16 protein-coding genes and 1 pseudogene are annotated in these 17,876 nt (G+C 55.1%); 5 read left to right on the top strand and 12 right to left on the bottom strand.

The window, feature by feature from the left end:
• Nucleotides 1-120: 120 nt before the first annotated feature.
• A complete protein-coding gene (trhA, locus tag NST08_RS19265; protein ID WP_341342168.1) occupies nt 121-768 on the bottom strand; it encodes a PAQR family membrane homeostasis protein TrhA in 648 nt (215 codons plus the stop codon).
• Between the two features lie 82 nt (nt 769-850).
• On the bottom strand, nt 851-1,966 hold the full coding sequence (gene wecB, locus NST08_RS19270) for a non-hydrolyzing UDP-N-acetylglucosamine 2-epimerase (protein ID WP_341342169.1): 1,116 nt from the start codon (nt 1,964-1,966) through the stop codon (nt 851-853).
• A gap of 192 nt (nt 1,967-2,158) precedes the next feature.
• Here wecB and NST08_RS19275 point away from each other — a divergent pair, with 192 nt between their 5' ends.
• The 5 genes from NST08_RS19275 (at nt 2,159) to NST08_RS19295 (ending at nt 6,050) form a co-directional block, all read left to right on the top strand.
• Entirely contained in the window at nt 2,159-3,187 is a 1,029-nt protein-coding gene (locus tag NST08_RS19275; protein ID WP_213617095.1) for a glycosyltransferase, read from the top strand.
• Nucleotides 3,184-4,392 carry a glycosyltransferase family 2 protein gene (locus NST08_RS19280; RefSeq protein ID WP_341342170.1) on the top strand — a complete coding sequence of 403 codons (1,209 nt, stop codon included), beginning with the start codon at nt 3,184-3,186 and terminating at the stop codon, nt 4,390-4,392. Before NST08_RS19275 ends, NST08_RS19280 begins: the two co-directional genes overlap by 4 nt.
• Nucleotides 4,393-4,434: 42 nt before the next feature.
• The gene (locus NST08_RS19285; protein WP_341342171.1) at nt 4,435-5,442 is read left to right on the top strand and encodes a polysaccharide pyruvyl transferase family protein; all 1,008 of its coding nucleotides are present in this window, start codon (nt 4,435-4,437) and stop codon (nt 5,440-5,442) included.
• Between the two features lie 18 nt (nt 5,443-5,460).
• Nucleotides 5,461-5,781 (top strand): hypothetical protein, encoded by a 321-nt coding sequence (locus tag NST08_RS19290; RefSeq protein WP_007132109.1) that lies wholly within the window; start codon nt 5,461-5,463, stop codon nt 5,779-5,781.
• Nucleotides 5,782-5,846: 65 nt separating this feature from the next.
• On the top strand, nt 5,847-6,050 hold the full coding sequence (locus NST08_RS19295) for a hypothetical protein (protein ID WP_341342172.1): 204 nt from the start codon (nt 5,847-5,849) through the stop codon (nt 6,048-6,050).
• Nucleotides 6,051-6,208: 158 nt separating this feature from the next.
• On the opposite strand, the gene ftsY is transcribed toward NST08_RS19295, so the two are convergent.
• From ftsY to fapR, 10 genes and pseudogenes are all read right to left on the bottom strand, one after another.
• A complete protein-coding gene (ftsY, locus tag NST08_RS19300) occupies nt 6,209-7,204 on the bottom strand; it encodes a signal recognition particle-docking protein FtsY (RefSeq protein ID WP_341342173.1) in 996 nt (331 codons plus the stop codon).
• A gap of 29 nt (nt 7,205-7,233) precedes the next feature.
• Nucleotides 7,234-10,803, bottom strand: a complete 3,570-nt coding sequence (gene smc, locus NST08_RS19305; RefSeq protein WP_007132113.1) for a chromosome segregation protein SMC — start codon at nt 10,801-10,803, stop codon at nt 7,234-7,236.
• A gap of 210 nt (nt 10,804-11,013) precedes the next feature.
• A complete protein-coding gene (gene rnc, locus NST08_RS19310; RefSeq protein WP_028406687.1) occupies nt 11,014-11,712 on the bottom strand; it encodes a ribonuclease III in 699 nt (232 codons plus the stop codon).
• A gap of 12 nt (nt 11,713-11,724) precedes the next feature.
• A complete protein-coding gene (gene fabF, locus NST08_RS19315; RefSeq protein WP_007132115.1) occupies nt 11,725-12,963 on the bottom strand; it encodes a beta-ketoacyl-ACP synthase II in 1,239 nt (412 codons plus the stop codon).
• Nucleotides 12,964-13,124: 161 nt separating this feature from the next.
• A complete protein-coding gene (acpP, locus tag NST08_RS19320; RefSeq protein WP_007132116.1) occupies nt 13,125-13,358 on the bottom strand; it encodes an acyl carrier protein in 234 nt (77 codons plus the stop codon).
• Nucleotides 13,359-13,471: 113 nt separating this feature from the next.
• Nucleotides 13,472-14,221 carry a 3-oxoacyl-[acyl-carrier-protein] reductase gene (fabG, locus tag NST08_RS19325; protein WP_007132117.1) on the bottom strand — a complete coding sequence of 250 codons (750 nt, stop codon included), beginning with the start codon at nt 14,219-14,221 and terminating at the stop codon, nt 13,472-13,474.
• 58 nt (nt 14,222-14,279) lie between these two features.
• Nucleotides 14,280-15,212: an ACP S-malonyltransferase gene (fabD, locus tag NST08_RS19330; RefSeq protein WP_341342174.1), complete on the bottom strand. Its 933-nt coding sequence runs from the start codon at nt 15,210-15,212 to the stop codon at nt 14,280-14,282.
• Between the two features lie 52 nt (nt 15,213-15,264).
• On the bottom strand, nt 15,265-16,254 hold the full coding sequence (locus tag NST08_RS19335) for a beta-ketoacyl-ACP synthase III (RefSeq protein WP_007132119.1): 990 nt from the start codon (nt 16,252-16,254) through the stop codon (nt 15,265-15,267).
• An 8-nt stretch (nt 16,255-16,262) separates the two neighbouring features.
• Nucleotides 16,263-17,249, bottom strand: coding sequence for a phosphate acyltransferase PlsX (plsX, locus tag NST08_RS19340; RefSeq protein ID WP_341342175.1), 987 nt, complete (start codon nt 17,247-17,249; stop codon nt 16,263-16,265).
• Nucleotides 17,233-17,833, bottom strand: a pseudogene (gene fapR, locus NST08_RS19345) (transcription factor FapR). Before fapR ends, plsX begins: the two are co-directional and overlap by 17 nt.
• Nucleotides 17,834-17,876: the final 43 nt, after the last annotated feature.

Consider the following 17,876-nt stretch of genomic DNA (forward strand, 5'->3'; position numbering starts at 1 on the left):
GTCAAGGAAAAACACTTTACAGTTCACTTAACGAAACTTATCATACATAAAACAAAGAAGGATGTCAAGATATTTCCCTTGTCATCCTTCAATTTGGTGATCAACGGTTTATGCGGCCCTTCATCCGATCGGAAGAAGGTATATCAAAATCGCAAAGAAATGAAGCACCGAACCGGCCAGCACGAACAAATGCCAGATGGCATGGTGATACGGGAAGCCGCGCCATACATAGAAAATCGTGCCCAGCGTGTACAGAAGGCCGCCAATAACAAGCAGGTTTATGCCTTGGGGCGCAACCACGGCGGTCAGCGGATTCCAGGCAATAACGATCAGCCAGCCCATTGCAATGTAAAAGATGGTCGACAGAAACAGAAACTTTTTCACAAAGAACGCTTTAAATATGCAGCCTGCGATCGCGATTCCCCATACCACGCCGAACAGGCTCCAGCCAAGCGTGCCGCGGACGGCGACAAGCAGAAACGGCGTATAGGTTCCGGCAATGAACAAGTAGATGGAGGAATGATCCAAAAACTCGAAAAAATCCTTTGCCTTCCCCTCCTTGAGGCTGTGCACGAGCGTGGAATTCAAATACAGCAGCAGCATCGTCGTACCGTAAATCGTGAAGCTCACCACATGCCAAGCCGTGCCTTTCAGACTGGAAAACACGATCAGGAGCACCAGCGCGGCCACGCTGAGCGCCGCCCCTATGCCATGGGTAATGGCATTAGCGATTTCCTCCCTGCGCGGATAAACGTGCGTATTTGCCATAGCTAAAAAATCCTTTCGCTTTAGATCTTACCCTCTATTATAAACCCCTGCGGGAGGCAAAATCCAGCGAGCTGCTTAGAACCTACTCACCGGATGCGTCAAAATAGTTGCGGATTGCGCTTACGATCTGCGCGGAGGCGGTGCCGTCCCCGAACGGATTGGCCGCCTTGGCCATGGCCGCATATGCCCTCGGATCGAATAACAGTTCCTTGATTCTCTTCACGACGGCTTGTGTCTCTGTCCCGACACATTTCAAGGTTCCCGCAATTACGCCTTCCGGCCTCTCCGTCTTGTCGCGCAGGACAAGGACCGGTTTGCCTAGAGAAGGGGCTTCCTCCTGAATGCCTCCGGAATCCGTCAACACCATGTACGAGCGCTTCATGATATGATGCAGATCCACGACATCCAGCGGTGCAGTCAGGTGCACCCGATCCTCTCCCGCCAATCCATCCGATACCGCCTTCTGAATCGCAGGATTCGGATGAACCGGATAGATCACCTCGATGTCCGGAATTTCCCGGACCAGCTGTTTGATCGCTTGAAACACATGGTTCATCGGCTCGCCCCAGTTCTCTCTGCGATGCATGGTCATCAGAATCCAGCGCGTATCCTTTCTGAGCTTGTGCTGCAGCGGATGCGTAAACGGCGCACTCAGCGTCCATTTCATCGCATCGATCCCCGTGTTTCCCGTTACATAGATATGCCGGGTCCGATTCTCCTTCATCAGATGCTCAGCCGCCAGCCTTGTCGGGGCAAAATGCATGTCCGCAACCCGGCCGATCCACTCCCGGTTCATTTCCTCGGGAAAAGGCGCGTACTTGTCATAGGTTCTAAGGCCCGCCTCCACATGGCCGATCGGCACCTTTGCATAATAGGCCGCCAACGCTCCAATGAAAGCCGTTGTCGTATCCCCATGGACGAGGACCATATCATATTTATTCTTCCGAAAGACCATTTCCATCCCCCGGAGCAGATCCGCACTTAAGCTGTACAGGCTTTGCCCTTCCTTCATCATATTCAAATCCATGTCAGCATGAATATCGAAAAATTGAAGCACCTGATCGAGCATCTCCCGATGCTGCCCGGTGACGCAGACAACCGGCGTAAAGCCCGGAGTCTGCTCTAACTCCTTGACCAAGGGAGCCATTTTGATGGCTTCCGGTCGCGTACCGAAAACGACAAGCACCTTTTTATCCACAAATCTCACTCCTCACTCGCAATGGATATCATCATCCCGAGCATTATATGAAAGATTGGTAGAATCGTTCCGATTCTGGTGCCGTCCCTAGCATCATAATCAACCATTTTCGCTTATTTTGTTCAATCGTCCAATCTTAAAAGCTATCAATGCATATAGTAACCCTAGAACCAAAGAAAGGAGGAAAACCTCTTGGCTGTTATCATTTACCCGAGAACGATGAACTGGTCATATATGAAGCAAAGACCGCAGCAGCTTATGACTCAATTAGGCGCACTAGGTCATCAGGTTTTCTTCGAAAACCTGGCACCGCTGGATTCAGAGTTTACAGAGATTGAAGAGAATGTCTATCTATTTACGGATACGAAGGCGTTCTTGTACAAGAAGCTTCCTGCTCTTCGCAAGGAGCACCCGGTTGTCGTCTGGACGACCTGGTCCAAGCTCCGCACACGCATTGAGACGCTGTTCAAGCCGGACATTACGATCTATGACTGCTGTGATGAATTTCCGCACTGGGCGAAATACGAGCCGAAGATGATCGAATCGGCAGACCATGTTGTGTGCACGGCCGATGTGATCCACACCCGTCTTTCTCTTGCGTACCCGGAAAAACCACTGACCTTGATTCCAAACGGAGCAGATCCTTCATTCTTTCATATCCCGGCAACGGAGCGTCCCGCCGACCTGCCGGAAGGTCCCGTGGCCGCTTATATCGGCGCCTGGGCTTATTGGGTGGATCATGAGCTGTTTGCTAAGGCGGCTGCCGCATATCCCCATGTCCATTTCGTTTCGATCGGCGCTCCTTACGGCAGCTCGGGAGATTACTCGCACCTTCCCAATGTGCATATTCTCGGTGAAAAGCCCCACTATGAGCTCAAGCGCTATCTTCGCCATATCGATGTTGCCTTAATCCCGTTTCAATATCATCCGATAACGCTTGCCACCAATCCGGTAAAAGCCTACGAGTATATGGCAGCAGGCGTCCGCGTATTATCGACCGCCCTGCCGGAGTGCATCGCCATGGAACCGCATGTGAGAACCGCGACCACCCATGAGGATTTCATCTCGAAACTTGGCGATATTCTACAGCACCCGGATTCGGAGGAGAGCAAGCAGGCCAGAATCGCCTATGCACGCAGCAACCGCTGGATCGAGCGCGGGAAGGCGGCGGATCAGGTTATTGCGGAAACGATTCGTCTCAGAGGGCTCGGCGGGAGATGAAGCCGCTTGACATCCTTCATTCCCGGCCCTTCGGCTTCACCCGGGACGAGATTGCCGCCTATCGCGACCGGATTCTCGAGGAAGCGCGCCGGTCCGGCAGCGAGTGGGTAAGCATGAGCCTTCCTGCCCATAGGCAATGGCTCCGATCCTATGACTGGGCTTCCGATATACCGCAGGAAGCTGTCTGTATATGTGTGGACGGGATCCCCTGCTTATGGCGGAGGGAATGGCTCCGAAACCGCCTGTCGGAATGGAACAGCCGCCTTCCGGCTACACGCTTTCTTCAGGATGATCTGATGCCAGTTGACGAGAACCAAATCTTCCGGATGGAAACGTCTTTTTCGGAAGGCTCAAGCATCGAAGGCTCCGGAAGCCGAAATCTCACCAGCCGAATCCCGATTTCTCAGCTTCATGATCGCGAATATATTGCCCCTCTCCTTGCCGCTACACAGCAGCATCCGTCCCATTTGCATGTTCCTTCACAACAATCAGCATGTTCTGTTATCCGAGTGAAGCCGGCTGTTTCGATTCTCATGAGCGTTCACAATATGCGAGACACCATGGGCTGGAGCATTCGCTCGGTGCTGGCGCAGTCCAGCGAGGATTGGGAGCTGATCATCGGCGATGATGCCTCGGATGACGACACCCTTGAAGAAGCATGCTTCTATTCCGACCCCCGCATTAAGATTCTCCTGCATTCGCACAATCGCGGCAAGGCGGTCATGATGAACCGGCTGCTTGAAGAAGCCAGGGGCCGCTATATTCTGGAGCTGGACGGCGATGACTGGCTTGCTCCCGATACGGTGCGGCTGCTGTCCGAAGCCCTTGACCAGGCGCCGGAAGCCGGCATGGCGACAGCCTCCTATGCGTGGTGGATCCGTACGAGACAAATGGGACCGGTCTGGAAAGGCACCATCAGCAGCGCGAACCCGCCGGAGCAGGCCCTTTCTTCGCAACATTTCGCGCAGGCCCATCCCCTCGTTCCCCGGATGTACCGAGCAGCATCGCTGAAGGCGATCGGAGGGTGGTGGGACCGGGAGGACCGCTTCGGCCGGATATTTGAAGATATCGATCTAACCTCCCGCTTGCTTGAACATCACCTTCTCGTTCAGGTTCCGGCTGTGTTATATCACCGCGTAATTTACGGGAGCAGCATCAGCCAGCGCAGCCGGGACCTGTTCCCGGCCTGGCGTAAATCCCGTTAACGTCGATGCGGTTCGGCTTGACTATAAAGGAGGTGAAACGTTATGAAAATTGCCGCTTCCGGATATTACGGAATGGGGAATTTCGGGGACGATCTGTTCCTTCATACCCTCCGCCAGGTTTTTGACAATCACCATGTCTACCCTTGGAATTCCCGGCTGGACCCGAATCAGACCGATGCATTCATCATCGGCGGAGGCGATCTGATCACGCCTTATTCCTTCAACAACTATTATTTCCCTGAACAGCTCAAGGGAAGGCCTACCTGGGTCTATGGCGTTGGCATTGTGGACGCTTACCCCGAGCACACCTGGCCGGAGGATCAGGTCTCCGCTTACCGGGATATAATCTCGGGGGCCCAGCGTGCGGTGTTCCGGGATGAGAGGTCCCAAGCGATCGCGCAGCGGGCTAGGTTTCACCGAAATGTCGAGGTCGCTCCGGATATCGTGTTCGGATACCGACAGCCGGCCATTCCCGTAAAGCGTTTCTCGAGACGTCCGACGATCGGCGTGGTCGTGTTCTCGTATTCTTCCTTCCCGATGGACAATATGACGAAGCTGCTTACGCATTTGAACCAAAAGGGGTACCACTTGGCACTCATACCGGTCATCCATCATCCGGGAAATGCCTATTCCGACTACAGCACATGCTTGCAGCTGCAGCAGAAGGTGAAGGAGCTGTCGCCGCACGCATCGATCGAAACGCTTCCTTTTCTGATGGATATCGAGCTGACGTACAGCTTCATTCAATCCGTCGAATATTTAATCTCTTTCAAGCTTCACCCGTCCCTTGCGGCCCTTCGGGGAGGTAAGCCTGTCCTGGCCTTCAGCACGATGGGCAAAGTGCACAGTCTTCTGTGCTCTTTCGGGCTTGGGCAGTACGTGGTCGATTACCGGCAGCCGCTGGACGAATTGGTTGAGCGCACCGAGCGCTTTTTGAAATACGGGCCCGGCCACGTGCACGGCGCACTTCCGCTCATCCAGAGCACCGAGCAGCGAAGCCTGGCTTCCCTGCTCGAGCTAAAGTCTGACATTGAACAATACAAACGATAACAGAAAGGAGAATGACCCATGTGCTGTTTCCTGTTCGGCAGACGACTTGCTGCCAAAGTAAAGGCGTTATCGCGCCAGGTTGAGCTTCTCAGCCGGCAAACCGAACACTTAACCGAACGGGTAGAATCGCTGGAGGACCAGGTTCGAACCGGGTTGATCATCATTCCGGAGCTGATTGAATATTTCGGAGCCCGGATCGGCCAGAGGGTACGTGTAGGCACGACCTTCGTTACCCTGGAAGGCGTCGTTCTGGCGACGGCCGACGACGGCGTTCAGCTCCGGGAGGCTTCTGGCGATCTCGTTCTGATTCCTTTTACCAATATTACGTCCGTGCAGTAACGTTTGCTCGAGAGAGACTGATTGGATTCACTGTTCATGATTTTGAAAAAGGAGGCGAACCCCTTATGCGTTTTGTAGATTGGCTCCAAGGCTTTATCGGATCCGAAACCGAGGTGGCGGTGTCCGGCGATATCATCGTCGGGACGTTAACCGCGGTCGAAGAAAGCACCGTGACGTTAAAGGTGCCGCCGATCATTTATGGCCCTCCGACCGATACGGCGATCATTCCGCTCCGGTCGATCGAATTCGTACGCATCGTTTCGTCCTGATTGGGTTCCTGTAACTTAGACAGTAAAAGGATGGGAGGCATGGTGCGCCCGCGTGCCTTGCCAAATAACAAAGAGGCGGCCCTTTAGGTCAAAGACCTTGAGGCTCGCCTCTTTGTTATGCTTCACGATGTATTCCATAACGGATTAGCGAATACAGATCAATTCGAGTCCGCAGGGCCTTCTTCTTTGATCAGCCCGGCGAACAGCGCATGCACGAACTGCTCGGAATCGAAGGTCTGCAGATCGTCCATCTTCTCCCCGAGGCCTACGAGCTTCACCGGCAGGTTCAGCTCCTGGCGGATGGCGATGACGATGCCGCCCTTTGCCGTTCCATCAAGCTTCGTCAGGACAAGTCCGGTTACGCCGCTCTTCTCGCCGAACAGCTTCGCCTGACTCAGCGCATTCTGGCCTGTCGTAGCATCCAGCACCATCAGCACTTCATGAGGCGCACTCGGAATTTCCCGCTGGATCACGCGGAAGATCTTGTTAAGCTCTTCCATCAGATTCGTTTTGTTCTGGAGGCGTCCAGCCGTATCGCAGAGCAGGACATCCGCTTGCCGCTGCTTGGCCGCTTGTACGGCGTCAAACATGACGGCCGCCGGGTCCGATCCCGCCTGCTGCTTGATAACTTCAACGCCAACCCGCTCGCCCCAAACCTCGAGCTGCTCAATCGCCCCTGCGCGGAAGGTATCTCCTGCCGCCAGCAGCACTTTTTTCCCCTGCTGCTTGTAGCGGTGTGCCAGCTTGCCGATCGTTGTGGTCTTGCCGACGCCGTTGACGCCGACAAACAGGATCACCGTAATGCCGTCCGGATTTTCGCGGAGCTCGTTGCTGCTGTCATCGCGAAGCAGCTCCATCAGCTTCTCGGACAATACCGGCTGCAAATCCGCCGCATCCTCGATCCGGCGCTTCTTGACCTCCGCCCGGAGGTCGTCCATCAGATCCATCACCGTATTGACGCCGACATCGGCACCGATCAGGATCTCCTCCAGCTCCTCATAGAACTCCTCGTCTATTTTTTTGCGCCGGGTTACAAGATCCGATACCTTCTCGATGAATCCCTTCCGCGTTTTTTCGAGTCCGTCGCGGAACTGCTTCGTTACATTCTCGGTCTTGCTCGAAATGCTCTCTTTCAATCTCTTAAAAAAGCTCATAGTTCCCTCCACACATGTTAAATGTTCTATCAGGCAATTTCCGCTTCTTCATTCTCCAGCTTGACGGACACGAGCTTCGATACGCCGCCTTCCTCCATCGTGACCCCGTACAGCACGTCCGCTTCTTCCATCGTTCCTTTACGGTGAGTGACCACGATAAACTGCGTCTGCTCGGAAAACTCGCGCAAATACTGGGCAAAGCGCACAACGTTCGCTTCATCCAGTGCCGCCTCGACCTCATCCAGCACGCAGAACGGCACCGGCTTCACATGCAGAATGGCGAATAGAAGCGCCATGGCGGTCAGCGCACGTTCTCCGCCTGACAGCAGCTGCAGATTTTGCAGCTTCTTGCCCGGCGGCTGCGCGACGATATCGATACCCGTCTCCAAGAGACGATCCGGATCGATCAGAACAAGGTCTGCGCGCCCGCCTCCGAACAGCTTCGTAAATACGGTTCCGAACTCGCGGCGAATCGCATCAAAGGTCTGCTTAAAGCGCCTTGACATCTCATCATCCATTTCTTTGATGACTTGATACAGCGTCGTTTTCGCCTCGACCAGGTCCGCCTTCTGTTCGCTGAGGAACTGATAGCGTTCATTGACGCGCTGGTATTCCTCAATCGCGCCGAGGTTCACGTCCCCGAGGCCAGCAATGGAGCGCTTCAAATCCCGCACTTCATGCTGCGCGGACGTCACGTCCTCCGGCACCGGGTAGCGCTGCTTGGCCAGCTCATAGCTGAGCTCGTAATCCTCGCTTAATTTCTTAAGAATATTCTCCAGCTCCACATCGAGCCGGTTAACTCCGATTTCGGTCTCGCGGAGCTTATCTTCCACCGCTTTCAGCTGGATGCGCTGCTCCTTTGTCTCGCTCTCCGCTAGCTCCAGCTTTCGGCCAAGAGCCGTGCGCGCCGCCCGCTTAAACTCAAGCTGCTGCGCCGCCTCTTCCTTCTTCAGCTTGTACTCGTTCAAATTCTCGATCTGCTTGACGCTTTCGCGCTCATTCTGCTCGAGGTCGGCTTGAACCGAGGCCAGCATCGTACGGTTCTGCTTTTGTTGTTTCTCATGATTATCGACATCGGATTGCAGCCGCTTCAGCTGCTCCTCCAATGAGAAGGTCTCCTGATCCAGCTTGCCCTCACGGACTTTGAGCAGCGTAAGCTGGCTCTGCAGCTCTTCCTTGGCCGACTCATTGGCCTTGCGGGCAAATTCCGCGGCTTGAATGGCCTGATGCGTCGCCTTCTCCTCTTCCTCCAGCTGCTGCAGGAGCTTCTCCGCGCGGGCTCTCGCCTCCTGAATCTGCTTCGCTTCCTGCTCCTGGCTGCTCTTCTCCTCGCCGGCAAGCTCTGCCTGCTCCAGCACGTGACGCAGCTCATGCTCCAGCTGCTTCCGGTCTCCAGCCGCCTGCTGCTCTTCAATGCGCTTGTCGTCCCCTGCTTTACGCAGCGAATCCAGCTTATCCTGAGATTCCAGCATTTGCGTTCGTACGCCTTCGATGCCTTGGCGAAGCTTGTCCAGCTGGCGCTCGGTTTCCGTAATCTCTTGATCCAGCTGCTCCAGCTGGCGTTTGCGGCCAAGAAGGCTGTTCGTTTTCTTATGATGGCTTCCGCCGGTCATCGAACCGCCCGCATTGACGACATCTCCTTCCAGCGTCACGACACGGAAGCGGTAGGAGAACCGCGCTGCAATCTTGTTGGCCTGCTCCAGCGTCTCGGCAATCACGACATTGCCGAGCAAGCTGCCGACGATGTTGCTGTAACGCGGATCGTACTGCACGAGCTCGGAGCCGAAGCCGACAAACCCTGGCTCCCCTTCGGCCAGCGACCGGTCCGAACCGGAGACGTTCCGCGGCCGGATGACGTCCAGCGGCAGAAATGTCGCCCGTCCTAGCTGCCGCTGCTTCAGGAAGGAGATCGCCTGCCGCGATACCGCTTCGTTATCCATAACGATATGCTGTACCGATGCTCCGAGCGCCGTTTCCATGGCCAGCTCCAGCCTTTCCGGCACGCGGATCAGCTCCGCCACCGCCCCATGGACGCCCTGGAGCACCGATTTGCGCGATGCCTTCAGCACTTCCTTAACGCCCAGCATGAAGCCGTCAAAGTCATCCTGCAGCTCTTTCATTGTATCCCTGCGGGCAATTTGAGCTTCCCGCTTCTGCTCCCATTTCCGTAGCGCGCCCTGCGTCTCATCGAGCAGCTTCTGCAGCGACTGGTAACGCTCGCTCTCGCTGATGTACCCGCTGCGCAGATCGGCGATTTCCTTACCGAAGCGTTCGATGCTGCGGTCGATGCTCTCCTTGCGGCGAAGCAGATCCTCTTTCAAGGCCTCCCATTTGCCGGATTCCTCCTGTGCGCGATTCATCCGACGCTCCAGCGCTTCCTGCTGTTGATCCGCATAACGGATTTCATTGCGCGCTTGGGCCATCCGGTTCATCAGCTCGAGCAAATTGCCTTTCAGGCTCTCCTCCTGCTCCTGGCTGATCCCGCCGGTGACGCCGACCAGCTTGGCTTCTTCCGCCGAGAGCTGATCCCGAACCTGAATCAGTTCCTGCTTCAGCTCCGACAGCTTGCTCTTCATGCGTTCAAGCTCTCCTACCCGCTCGGCAAGATGGGTATCGCCCGAATGGAGGCTGTCCTCCAGCTGCTCCCGCGTGCGCTCCAGATTCCGGCGGCGCTCCTTGAGCACTTCCCCGTACCCCTCGCTCTTCTCGAACAGCTCGCTGTATTGCAGAAGCTGGCTCTGGATGTCCTCCACTTCCTGCTCCAGCTGCCGCAGCGCCGATCGGTCGCTCTCCAGCTTGGCATCATGCGCGGAAACGACCGTTGACAGGGCAAGCTGCTCTTCCTTCAGCTGCTCGAGCTTTGCATTCGCTTCGCTCCATGCGTTATGAATCTGCTCAATTTGGTATACGTACAGCGATATTTCCTTATGCTTCAGCTCCTCGCGGAGCTCCTTGTAACGGACCGCTTTCTCGGACTGCTCCTTCAGCGGTCCGATCTGATCCTCAAGCTCTGTGACAAGATCGTGGATGCGGAGCAGATTCTGCTCCGTCTCATCCAGCTTGCGCACGGATTCTTTTTTACGCGATTTATATTTAACAATACCGGAAGCTTCCTCAAATATGCCCCTGCGGTCTTCCGATCTTGTGCTTAAGATCTCTTCGATACGCCCCTGTCCAATGATGGAATAGGCTTCCTTGCCGATCCCCGTGTCCATGAACAGCTCCGTAATATCCTTGAGCCTGCAGGACTGCCTGTTGATGAAATATTCGCTGTCGCCGCTTCGGTGCACCCGTCTGGTCACCGTCACCTCGTGAAAATCAAGCGGAAGCACATGATCCTCATTGTCGAGCGTAAGCGATACTTCGCCATAGTTGACCGCCTTACGCGCATCGCTGCCGGCAAAAATAATGTCCTCCATCTTCCCGCCGCGAAGCGATTTGGCGCTCTGCTCCCCAAGGACCCAGCGGATCCCGTCGGAGATGTTACTCTTGCCGCTGCCATTCGGACCTACGACAGCCGTAATGCCGCGTACGAATTCCATCTCCGTTTTATCGGCAAACGACTTAAATCCTGCTAGCTCAATCCGTTTCAAAAACATATACGACCCATCACCTCTTTACGCTATTGTACCACAAGCAGAATCGGCTTTTCCGCTGTCTATGGACGGAGTTTTTCTTCCGAAAAAAGTCGACTCTCCTATCAGGATAGCTGGACAACGAAAAGAGCAAAAAACAGTCATTTCATCCGGATCCGGTTATCTGCCTGACTGCTCTTTGCTCTTTGTTTGTCCTATTCCTAAAGCGAAGCATCAGCCGTCCGAGCGCTTCAGCTGCTTGAGCGCTACCGCCGCCGCTTGCTGCTCGGCTTCCTTCTTGGATCTTCCGCTTCCGCGTCCAAGACATTTGCTTCCCATGTATACCTCTGAGACAAACTCCCGCTCATGTGCCGGTCCTCGCTCCTCAACGATGCGATATTCCAGCGCACCCATGCTGTGATGCTGCGTCAGTTCTTGAAGCTCGGTCTTATAATCGCTCATCTGCGGACGGCCATTGACGGTGATTGAAGGAAATACATGATCGTGCAAAAATTGACGCACCGCCTCCAGTCCTTGATCCAGATAAAGCGCCCCCACAAACGATTCGAATACATCAGCCAGAAGAGCCGGGCGGGTACGTCCGCCCGTCATTTCCTCTCCCTTGCCGAGCAATACGTACCGTCCGAAATCCAGACGCAGGGCGAACTGCACAAGCGAAGGCTCGCATACGATGGAAGCCCGAAGCTTGGTCAGCTCTCCTTCCGGCCGGTCCGGAAACAGATTGTATAGAAACTCGCTGACGGTCAGCTCCAGAACCGCATCGCCCAAAAATTCGAGGCGTTCATTGTCCTGGTTCTGACTGAAGCGGTGTTCGTTTACATAAGATGCGTGGGTAAAGGCCTGCTTCAGCAGCATTGCATTTCGAAATTGAATATGGAGTTTATGCTGTAACTGCTTCAGATCTCCACTCAACACACTATCTCCTTACTCGGCGTATTTTTTCAGGATAATCGTTGCATTATGACCGCCGAACCCGAAGGAGTTGGACATGACGACGTCCAGATCGGCTTCGCGCGGATGATTTGGTACATAGTCGAGATCGCATTCTGGATCCTGATTCTCCAGATTGATCGTCGGCGCGATGCGCTGATGCTTCAGGCTCAGACCGCAAATAACCGCCTCAACCCCGCCGGCGGCTCCCAGCAGATGACCTGTCATCGATTTAGTGGAGCTTACCGCCACTTTATACGCATGATCGCCGAGCGCAAGCTTGACAGCTTGGGTCTCGGACCGGTCACCGACCGGCGTCGACGTGCCGTGGGCATTAATGTAATCCACTTCCTCCGGCGAGATGCCCGCGTCGCGGATCGCCATCTTCATGCAGCGTGCCGCTCCGTCAGGATCAGGCTCGGTAATGTGGTGAGCGTCTGCGCTAAGGCCGTAGCCAATGACCTCGGCATAGATTTTCGCTCCGCGCGCCTGAGCATGCTCCAGCGATTCGAGCACAAGCACTCCGGCGCCTTCACCCATGACAAATCCGTCGCGACCCGTATCAAACGGCCGGCTTGCCTTCTCCGGCTCATCGTTGCGGGTCGACATCGCGCGCATCGCGCAGAAGCCCGCCATGCCGGTCGGACGGATCGTAGCCTCAGCTCCGCCGCAAATCATGACATCCGCATCGCCGCGCTGGATCAAACGGAACGAATCCCCGATCGAGTGCGTCCCGGTTGCGCAAGCCGTAACCTGCGTCGTATTCGGGCCTTTGGCTCCAAGGTTAATGGACATTTGACCGGAAGCCATGTTCGCGATCATCATCGGAATGAAGAACGGGCTGACGCGCTTCGGTCCCTTTTCAAGCAAAATGTTATGCTGGTCTTCCCAAGTACCGAGACCGCCGATGCCCGATCCGATCGACACGCCGACACGCTCTGCATCAACATTGCTTCCGATCTCGAGCCCGCTGTCCTCCAGCGCCTTCGAGCCTGCAGCAACGGCGAACTGTACGAAACGGTCCATTTTGCGGGCTTCCTTCCGGTCCATGTAATCCTCCGGATTGAAGTCCTTCATCGACGCTGCAATCTGCGTGGTGTATTCACTGACATCAAAGGATTCAATGCGGGATACACCCGATTTTCCTTCCATCAGGCTGTTCCAAAATGTGTCCAAGTCCTGACCGAGAGCTGTCATGACTCCCATTCCTGTTACAACGACTCTACGTTTCATCAAGCTCACCTCTATATGGACTGCTTGTCCCTCCCCTTCATCCGGTCAAGGATTCAACGAGAAGGGACATCGCAGCAATAATCTATCATTGGTTGCATGAATACGGCGATTGAATGAGGAGAAGTCCCGCCTGGCTAAAGAACGGGACTTAACTTTATGACTTAGGTATGAGATTGTATGTAGTTTACAACTTCACCTACGGTCGTAATTTTCTCCGCATCTTCATCAGAGATCTCCATATCAAACTCATCTTCCAATTCCATCACCAATTCCACTACATCGAGAGAATCAGCTCCAAGGTCATCTTTGAAAGATGCTTCTAGTGTCACGTCGGCTTCGTCAACACCCAGGCGGTCGACAACGATGCGTTTCACGCGTTCCAATACATCGGACATCCGGCTCACCTCCTCTTGGTAATTATACGAGATATGACTTCAAATTGCCATAGAAGGCATTTGAAAACGTTATAGTTTCGACGCCCTAGGCGTCTAGGCTGCAACAGCGGCTTCTACATATACATGCCGCCATCCACATGAAGCACCTGGCCGGTCATATAAGAGGCGCTTTCGGATGCCAGAAAAGCAACAACTCCGGCAACCTCCTCCGGCTGACCCAGCCGGGCAAGCGGAATGCCGCCAAGCAGCCCCTCTCTCATATCCTCAGACAGCTCCCGCGTCATGTCGGTGTCGATGAAGCCCGGTGCCACTGCATTCACGGTAATGCCCCGTGATGCCAATTCGCGGGCGGCCGACTTCGTCAAACCGATGACGCCGGCCTTCGCGGCCACATAGTTGGCCTGGCCCGGATTGCCGAGCGCTCCGACGACGGACGAAATATTGATGATCCGACCGTAGCGCTGCTTCATCATCGGACGGGTTACCGCCTTCAGGCAGTTGAACACCCCTTTAAGATTCGTCTCAATCACCTGATCGAATTCCTCTTCCTTCATGCGCATGATTAAATTATCTCTAGTAATCCCTGCATTATTCACAAGGATATCTATTCGACCAAATGCATCCAATACCTGCTTCACCATGGCATCCGCTTCATCAGCCCGTCCAACGTTGGATTGAATCGCGATGGCTGATACGCCTTTCGCGCGGACCGCTTCCACGACTTCCGCAGCGGCAGCTTCACTCCCTGCATAATTGACAGCGACGTTAGCGCCAAGATCGGCGAGCGCAAGCGCGATGCTGCGGCCGATGCCGCGGGAAGCACCCGTAACAAGCGCAGTCTGCCCCTTCAGTCCCTCATTCATACCTGTACCTCCTTTCAAAAATGATCTATCTTCATTCGAATTCTATCTTCATTCGAATTCACATCAAGGATTCGAGTTTTTCAGCGTTCTCCAGGCTGTTCACATTAACCACCTTGACGGATTTGTCAATCTTTCGGATGAGGCCGCTAAGCACGCTGCCCGGACCAATCTCGACAAAAGTATCGACGCCTTGCGCGATCATCCATTCAACGCTGTCCTGCCACAATACCGGAGAGTATACCTGCTCGACCAGCAGACCGCGGATCTCCGAAGCATCCTCCACCGGACGGGCCGTCACGTTCGCCACAACCGGCACGGCTGGAGAATGGAAGGTCGCTGTCTCCAGCTTGTCTCCAAGCCGGCTGGCTGCATCCTTCATCAGCGAGGAATGGAAGGGTCCGCTTACTTCAAGCGGAATGGCGCGTTTGCCGCCTGCTTCCTTCACTCGTTCCGCCGCGGCAGCGACGCCCTCGGCGGAGCCGGATATAACGATCTGCCCCGGGCAGTTCATATTCGCAAGCTCAACCACATGCCCGTCGGCCGTAATGCTGCTGCACAGCTCGTCCAGCGCCTGACGTTCGGCGCCTAGCACAGCCGCCATGGAGCCTTGCCCGCCCGGAACGGCCGCCTCCATATATTCACCGCGCGCCCTTACGATCGAAACCGCTTCTTCGAAGGTCAGGACGCCGGCGCATACAAGCGCGCTGTATTCGCCCAGGGAATGGCCTGCCACAAAGTCGGGCTTAATCCCTTTGCCGCGAATCGCTTCCAGATAGGCCATGCTCGTCGTCAGAAGAGCCGGCTGCGTATTCGCCGTTTGCTTAAGCTCTTCATCAGGCCCGTTGAAAATAATGGAGCTGAGCGAAAAACCCAGCTTGTCATCCGCAGTTTGAAAAATGTCCCGTGCAGAGGGGACCGCGTTGAATGCATCCTGTCCCATCCCCACGGACTGGGCGCCCTGCCCCGGAAATATAAATGCTGTTTTCCCCACAATCGTCGGCTCCCTTCATGCGCGAAGATCCATTCGCGCTAAATGTGCGATGTCACCAGATGAGTACGGACGAGCCCCAGGTTAATCCGCCGCCAAAGCCTACCATGAGCACTTTATCGCCTGGCTTCAACCGGCCGGACTCCTGTGCTTCAACTAGAGCCAGGGGCACGGATGCGGCTGACGTATTCGCATACTTGTCGACATTGATGACAACCTTTTCTTCAGGAAGCTCAAGCCGTTCCATCGCCGATTTGATAATCCGGATATTCGCCTGGTGCGGAATGAATAAGTCGATGTCCTTCTTATCGATCCCCGCCTTGGCCAATACGGCCTCCGTTGCGCTTCCCATGACCCGTACCGCAAATTTAAACACTTCGCGTCCGTTCATATAAATGTAATGTTTATTCGTATTTACCGTCTCCGCCGATGCCGGCAATCTTGAACCTCCAGCTTCGATGTACAGATGCGCGCCGCCTGCGCCTTCGGCGCCAAGATCAAAGGCTTGGAATCCTCGGCCTTCCGGCACTTCTCCGACAATCGCTGCGCCGGCTCCGTCGCCGAACAGCACGCAGGTGTTCCGATCGCTGTAATCCGTGATTCGCGACAGGCAGTCTACACCGATCACCAAGGCATTGTTGTACATGCCCGTTTTCACGAAATTCGTGGCAGTAGCCAGTCCGTATACAAATCCGGAGCAGGCTGCCGAAAGGTCAAATGCCGCCGCCTTCTTGGCGCCTAAACGATCCTGCAGCAGGCAGGCCGTTGACGGGAAGAACATGTCGGGAGTAATGGTAGCCACGATAATCAGCTCCAGATCCTCCGCATGCATGCCCGCCGATTTCAGGGCGTTCACGGCAGCATGATAGGCCAGATCCGATGTTGCCTCATGCTCGGCTGCAACATGACGCTCCTTGATGCCGGTACGGGAGACGATCCACTCATCGCTCGTATCCACCATCTTCTCCAGATCCTGGTTAGTTAAAATCTTCTCCGGCACATATTTGCCGGTGCCAATAATTCCGACCGGACGCAACTTGTTCATATCCTCACTCACTTCCCGCTGATTTCCTTCGAAATGCTCTCTACCAACTGATTCTGCAAAGCTGTGCGCGCCTGGCGGATCCCGTTCTTCACCGCGTTCGCATCCGATGAGCCATGGCTCTTCACAACGAGGCCGCCAAGACCGAGAAGCGGAGCCCCGCCGTGCTCCTTGTAATCCAGCATCGACTTCAAGCTGCGCAGCTCCGGCATCATGAGCGCGGCGGCGAGCTTGGTTTTGAGCGATTTGCCGAACTGCTCCTTGAGCAGCGAGAACAGCGCGCCGGCCGTTCCTTCAATGGATTTAAGCAATATGTTGCCGGCAAAACCGTCGCACACCAGCACATCGCATACGCCGTTCATCACATCACGCGATTCCACGTTGCCGACAAAATGGATCGGCAGCTCCTCAAGCAAAGGGTACGCGTGCTTCGTCAGCTCGTTTCCTTTGCCGGCCTCCGTCCCGACGTTGAGCAATCCGACGCGGGGCTTGGCGATTCCATGCACCTTCTCGCGGTATAGGCTGCCCATTAGCGCGTACTGCTGCAAATGCTCGGGCTTCGAATCCATGTTCGCGCCAAGATCCAGCGCAAGCATTCCCTTGCCGTCAAGCGTCGGAATCATGGGTGCCAGCGCCGGGCGCTCGATTCCGTTCATCCGGCCGACGACGAGCAGCCCCGTTGTCATCAAGGCGCCCGTGTTGCCCGCGGAGATCATGGCGTCTGCCTCCCTTTCGCAGATCATTCGTCCCGCAACGACCATCGAGGCATCCTTCTTCCGGCGCACAGCCTTCACGGGCTCGTCCTCCGCCTCGATGACCTCACTGGCATGGACGATCTTCAGATTGGAGGGACGCTCCTGCAGCAGACCTTCGATCCGCGCCTGATCGCCAACGAGGATAACCTCCGTATCCGTCCATTCCTTCGCCGCGAGCAGCGCGCCTTCCACATTGCTGTTCGGCGCATGGTCACCGCCCATCGCATCAACGACAATTCTCATGCCTATTTCCTCCTTCACTTATGTCATTCCCCTGCAGATCGGTATATTACGAAATTCCCCTGGAACACCATTTCATCGGAGACATAAGTAAACACTTCCACCTTCGCCTTCTGCCCCGCAATGTTCCGGACATAAGCCTTGGCTATGCATTTCTCCCCGAGCTTAACCTGTCTCAAAAATCGGATGTCCGCCGAGGAGGTCAGTGCGATTTCGTCGTTTATTACTGCCACAGCAAGTGAATTGGCCTGAGCGAACACATAGTGTCCGCGCGCAATCCGGGTTTTGCTGAATACATGCTCCTCACGAATTTCGAATATCGATATTCCGCTCTTGTCTAATTGCAAGTCGACAACGTCTCCGATGACTTCCTCAAGCGACAACGAGCGAACCTGATCGTAGGAATGCTCGGCCATCTGCTTCATTCGCTCCCGAAGCTCCGGGATGCCGAGTTCCATCCGGTCCAGGCGAATCGTCTGAATGCTGACTTTAAGCTGGCGCGTCAACTCGCGGTCCGTAACAAAGGGATTCTCGTCGATCAGCTGGACCAGCCGCTTGTGACGGTCTTTCTTAGATAAACGATCGATGACGAAACAACTCCTTCTGCCGCTATTATAGCCGCCATACTTC

The sequence above is a fragment of the Paenibacillus sp. FSL K6-1566 genome (assembly GCF_038050475.1).
Taxonomy (GTDB): Bacteria; Bacillota; Bacilli; order Paenibacillales; family Paenibacillaceae; genus Paenibacillus_AQ; species Paenibacillus_AQ lactis.

What these genes read in the sequence shown, in the direction of transcription:
- trhA (WP_341342168.1), bottom strand. Translation starts at nt 768, where the DNA reads ATGGCAAATACGCACGTTTATCCGCGCAGGGAGGAAATCGCTAATGCC.
- NST08_RS19280 (WP_341342170.1), top strand. Translation starts at nt 3,184, where the DNA reads ATGAAGCCGCTTGACATCCTTCATTCCCGGCCCTTCGGCTTCACCCGG.
- NST08_RS19285 (WP_341342171.1), top strand. Translation starts at nt 4,435, where the DNA reads ATGAAAATTGCCGCTTCCGGATATTACGGAATGGGGAATTTCGGGGAC.
- NST08_RS19290 (WP_007132109.1), top strand. Translation starts at nt 5,461, where the DNA reads ATGTGCTGTTTCCTGTTCGGCAGACGACTTGCTGCCAAAGTAAAGGCG.
- NST08_RS19295 (WP_341342172.1), top strand. Translation starts at nt 5,847, where the DNA reads ATGCGTTTTGTAGATTGGCTCCAAGGCTTTATCGGATCCGAAACCGAG.
- ftsY (WP_341342173.1), bottom strand. Translation starts at nt 7,204, where the DNA reads ATGAGCTTTTTTAAGAGATTGAAAGAGAGCATTTCGAGCAAGACCGAG.
- smc (WP_007132113.1), bottom strand. Translation starts at nt 10,803, where the DNA reads ATGTTTTTGAAACGGATTGAGCTAGCAGGATTTAAGTCGTTTGCCGAT.
- fabF (WP_007132115.1), bottom strand. Translation starts at nt 12,963, where the DNA reads ATGAAACGTAGAGTCGTTGTAACAGGAATGGGAGTCATGACAGCTCTC.
- acpP (WP_007132116.1), bottom strand. Translation starts at nt 13,358, where the DNA reads ATGTCCGATGTATTGGAACGCGTGAAACGCATCGTTGTCGACCGCCTG.
- fabG (WP_007132117.1), bottom strand. Translation starts at nt 14,221, where the DNA reads ATGAATGAGGGACTGAAGGGGCAGACTGCGCTTGTTACGGGTGCTTCC.
- NST08_RS19335 (WP_007132119.1), bottom strand. Translation starts at nt 16,254, where the DNA reads ATGAACAAGTTGCGTCCGGTCGGAATTATTGGCACCGGCAAATATGTG.
- plsX (WP_341342175.1), bottom strand. Translation starts at nt 17,249, where the DNA reads ATGAGAATTGTCGTTGATGCGATGGGCGGTGACCATGCGCCGAACAGC.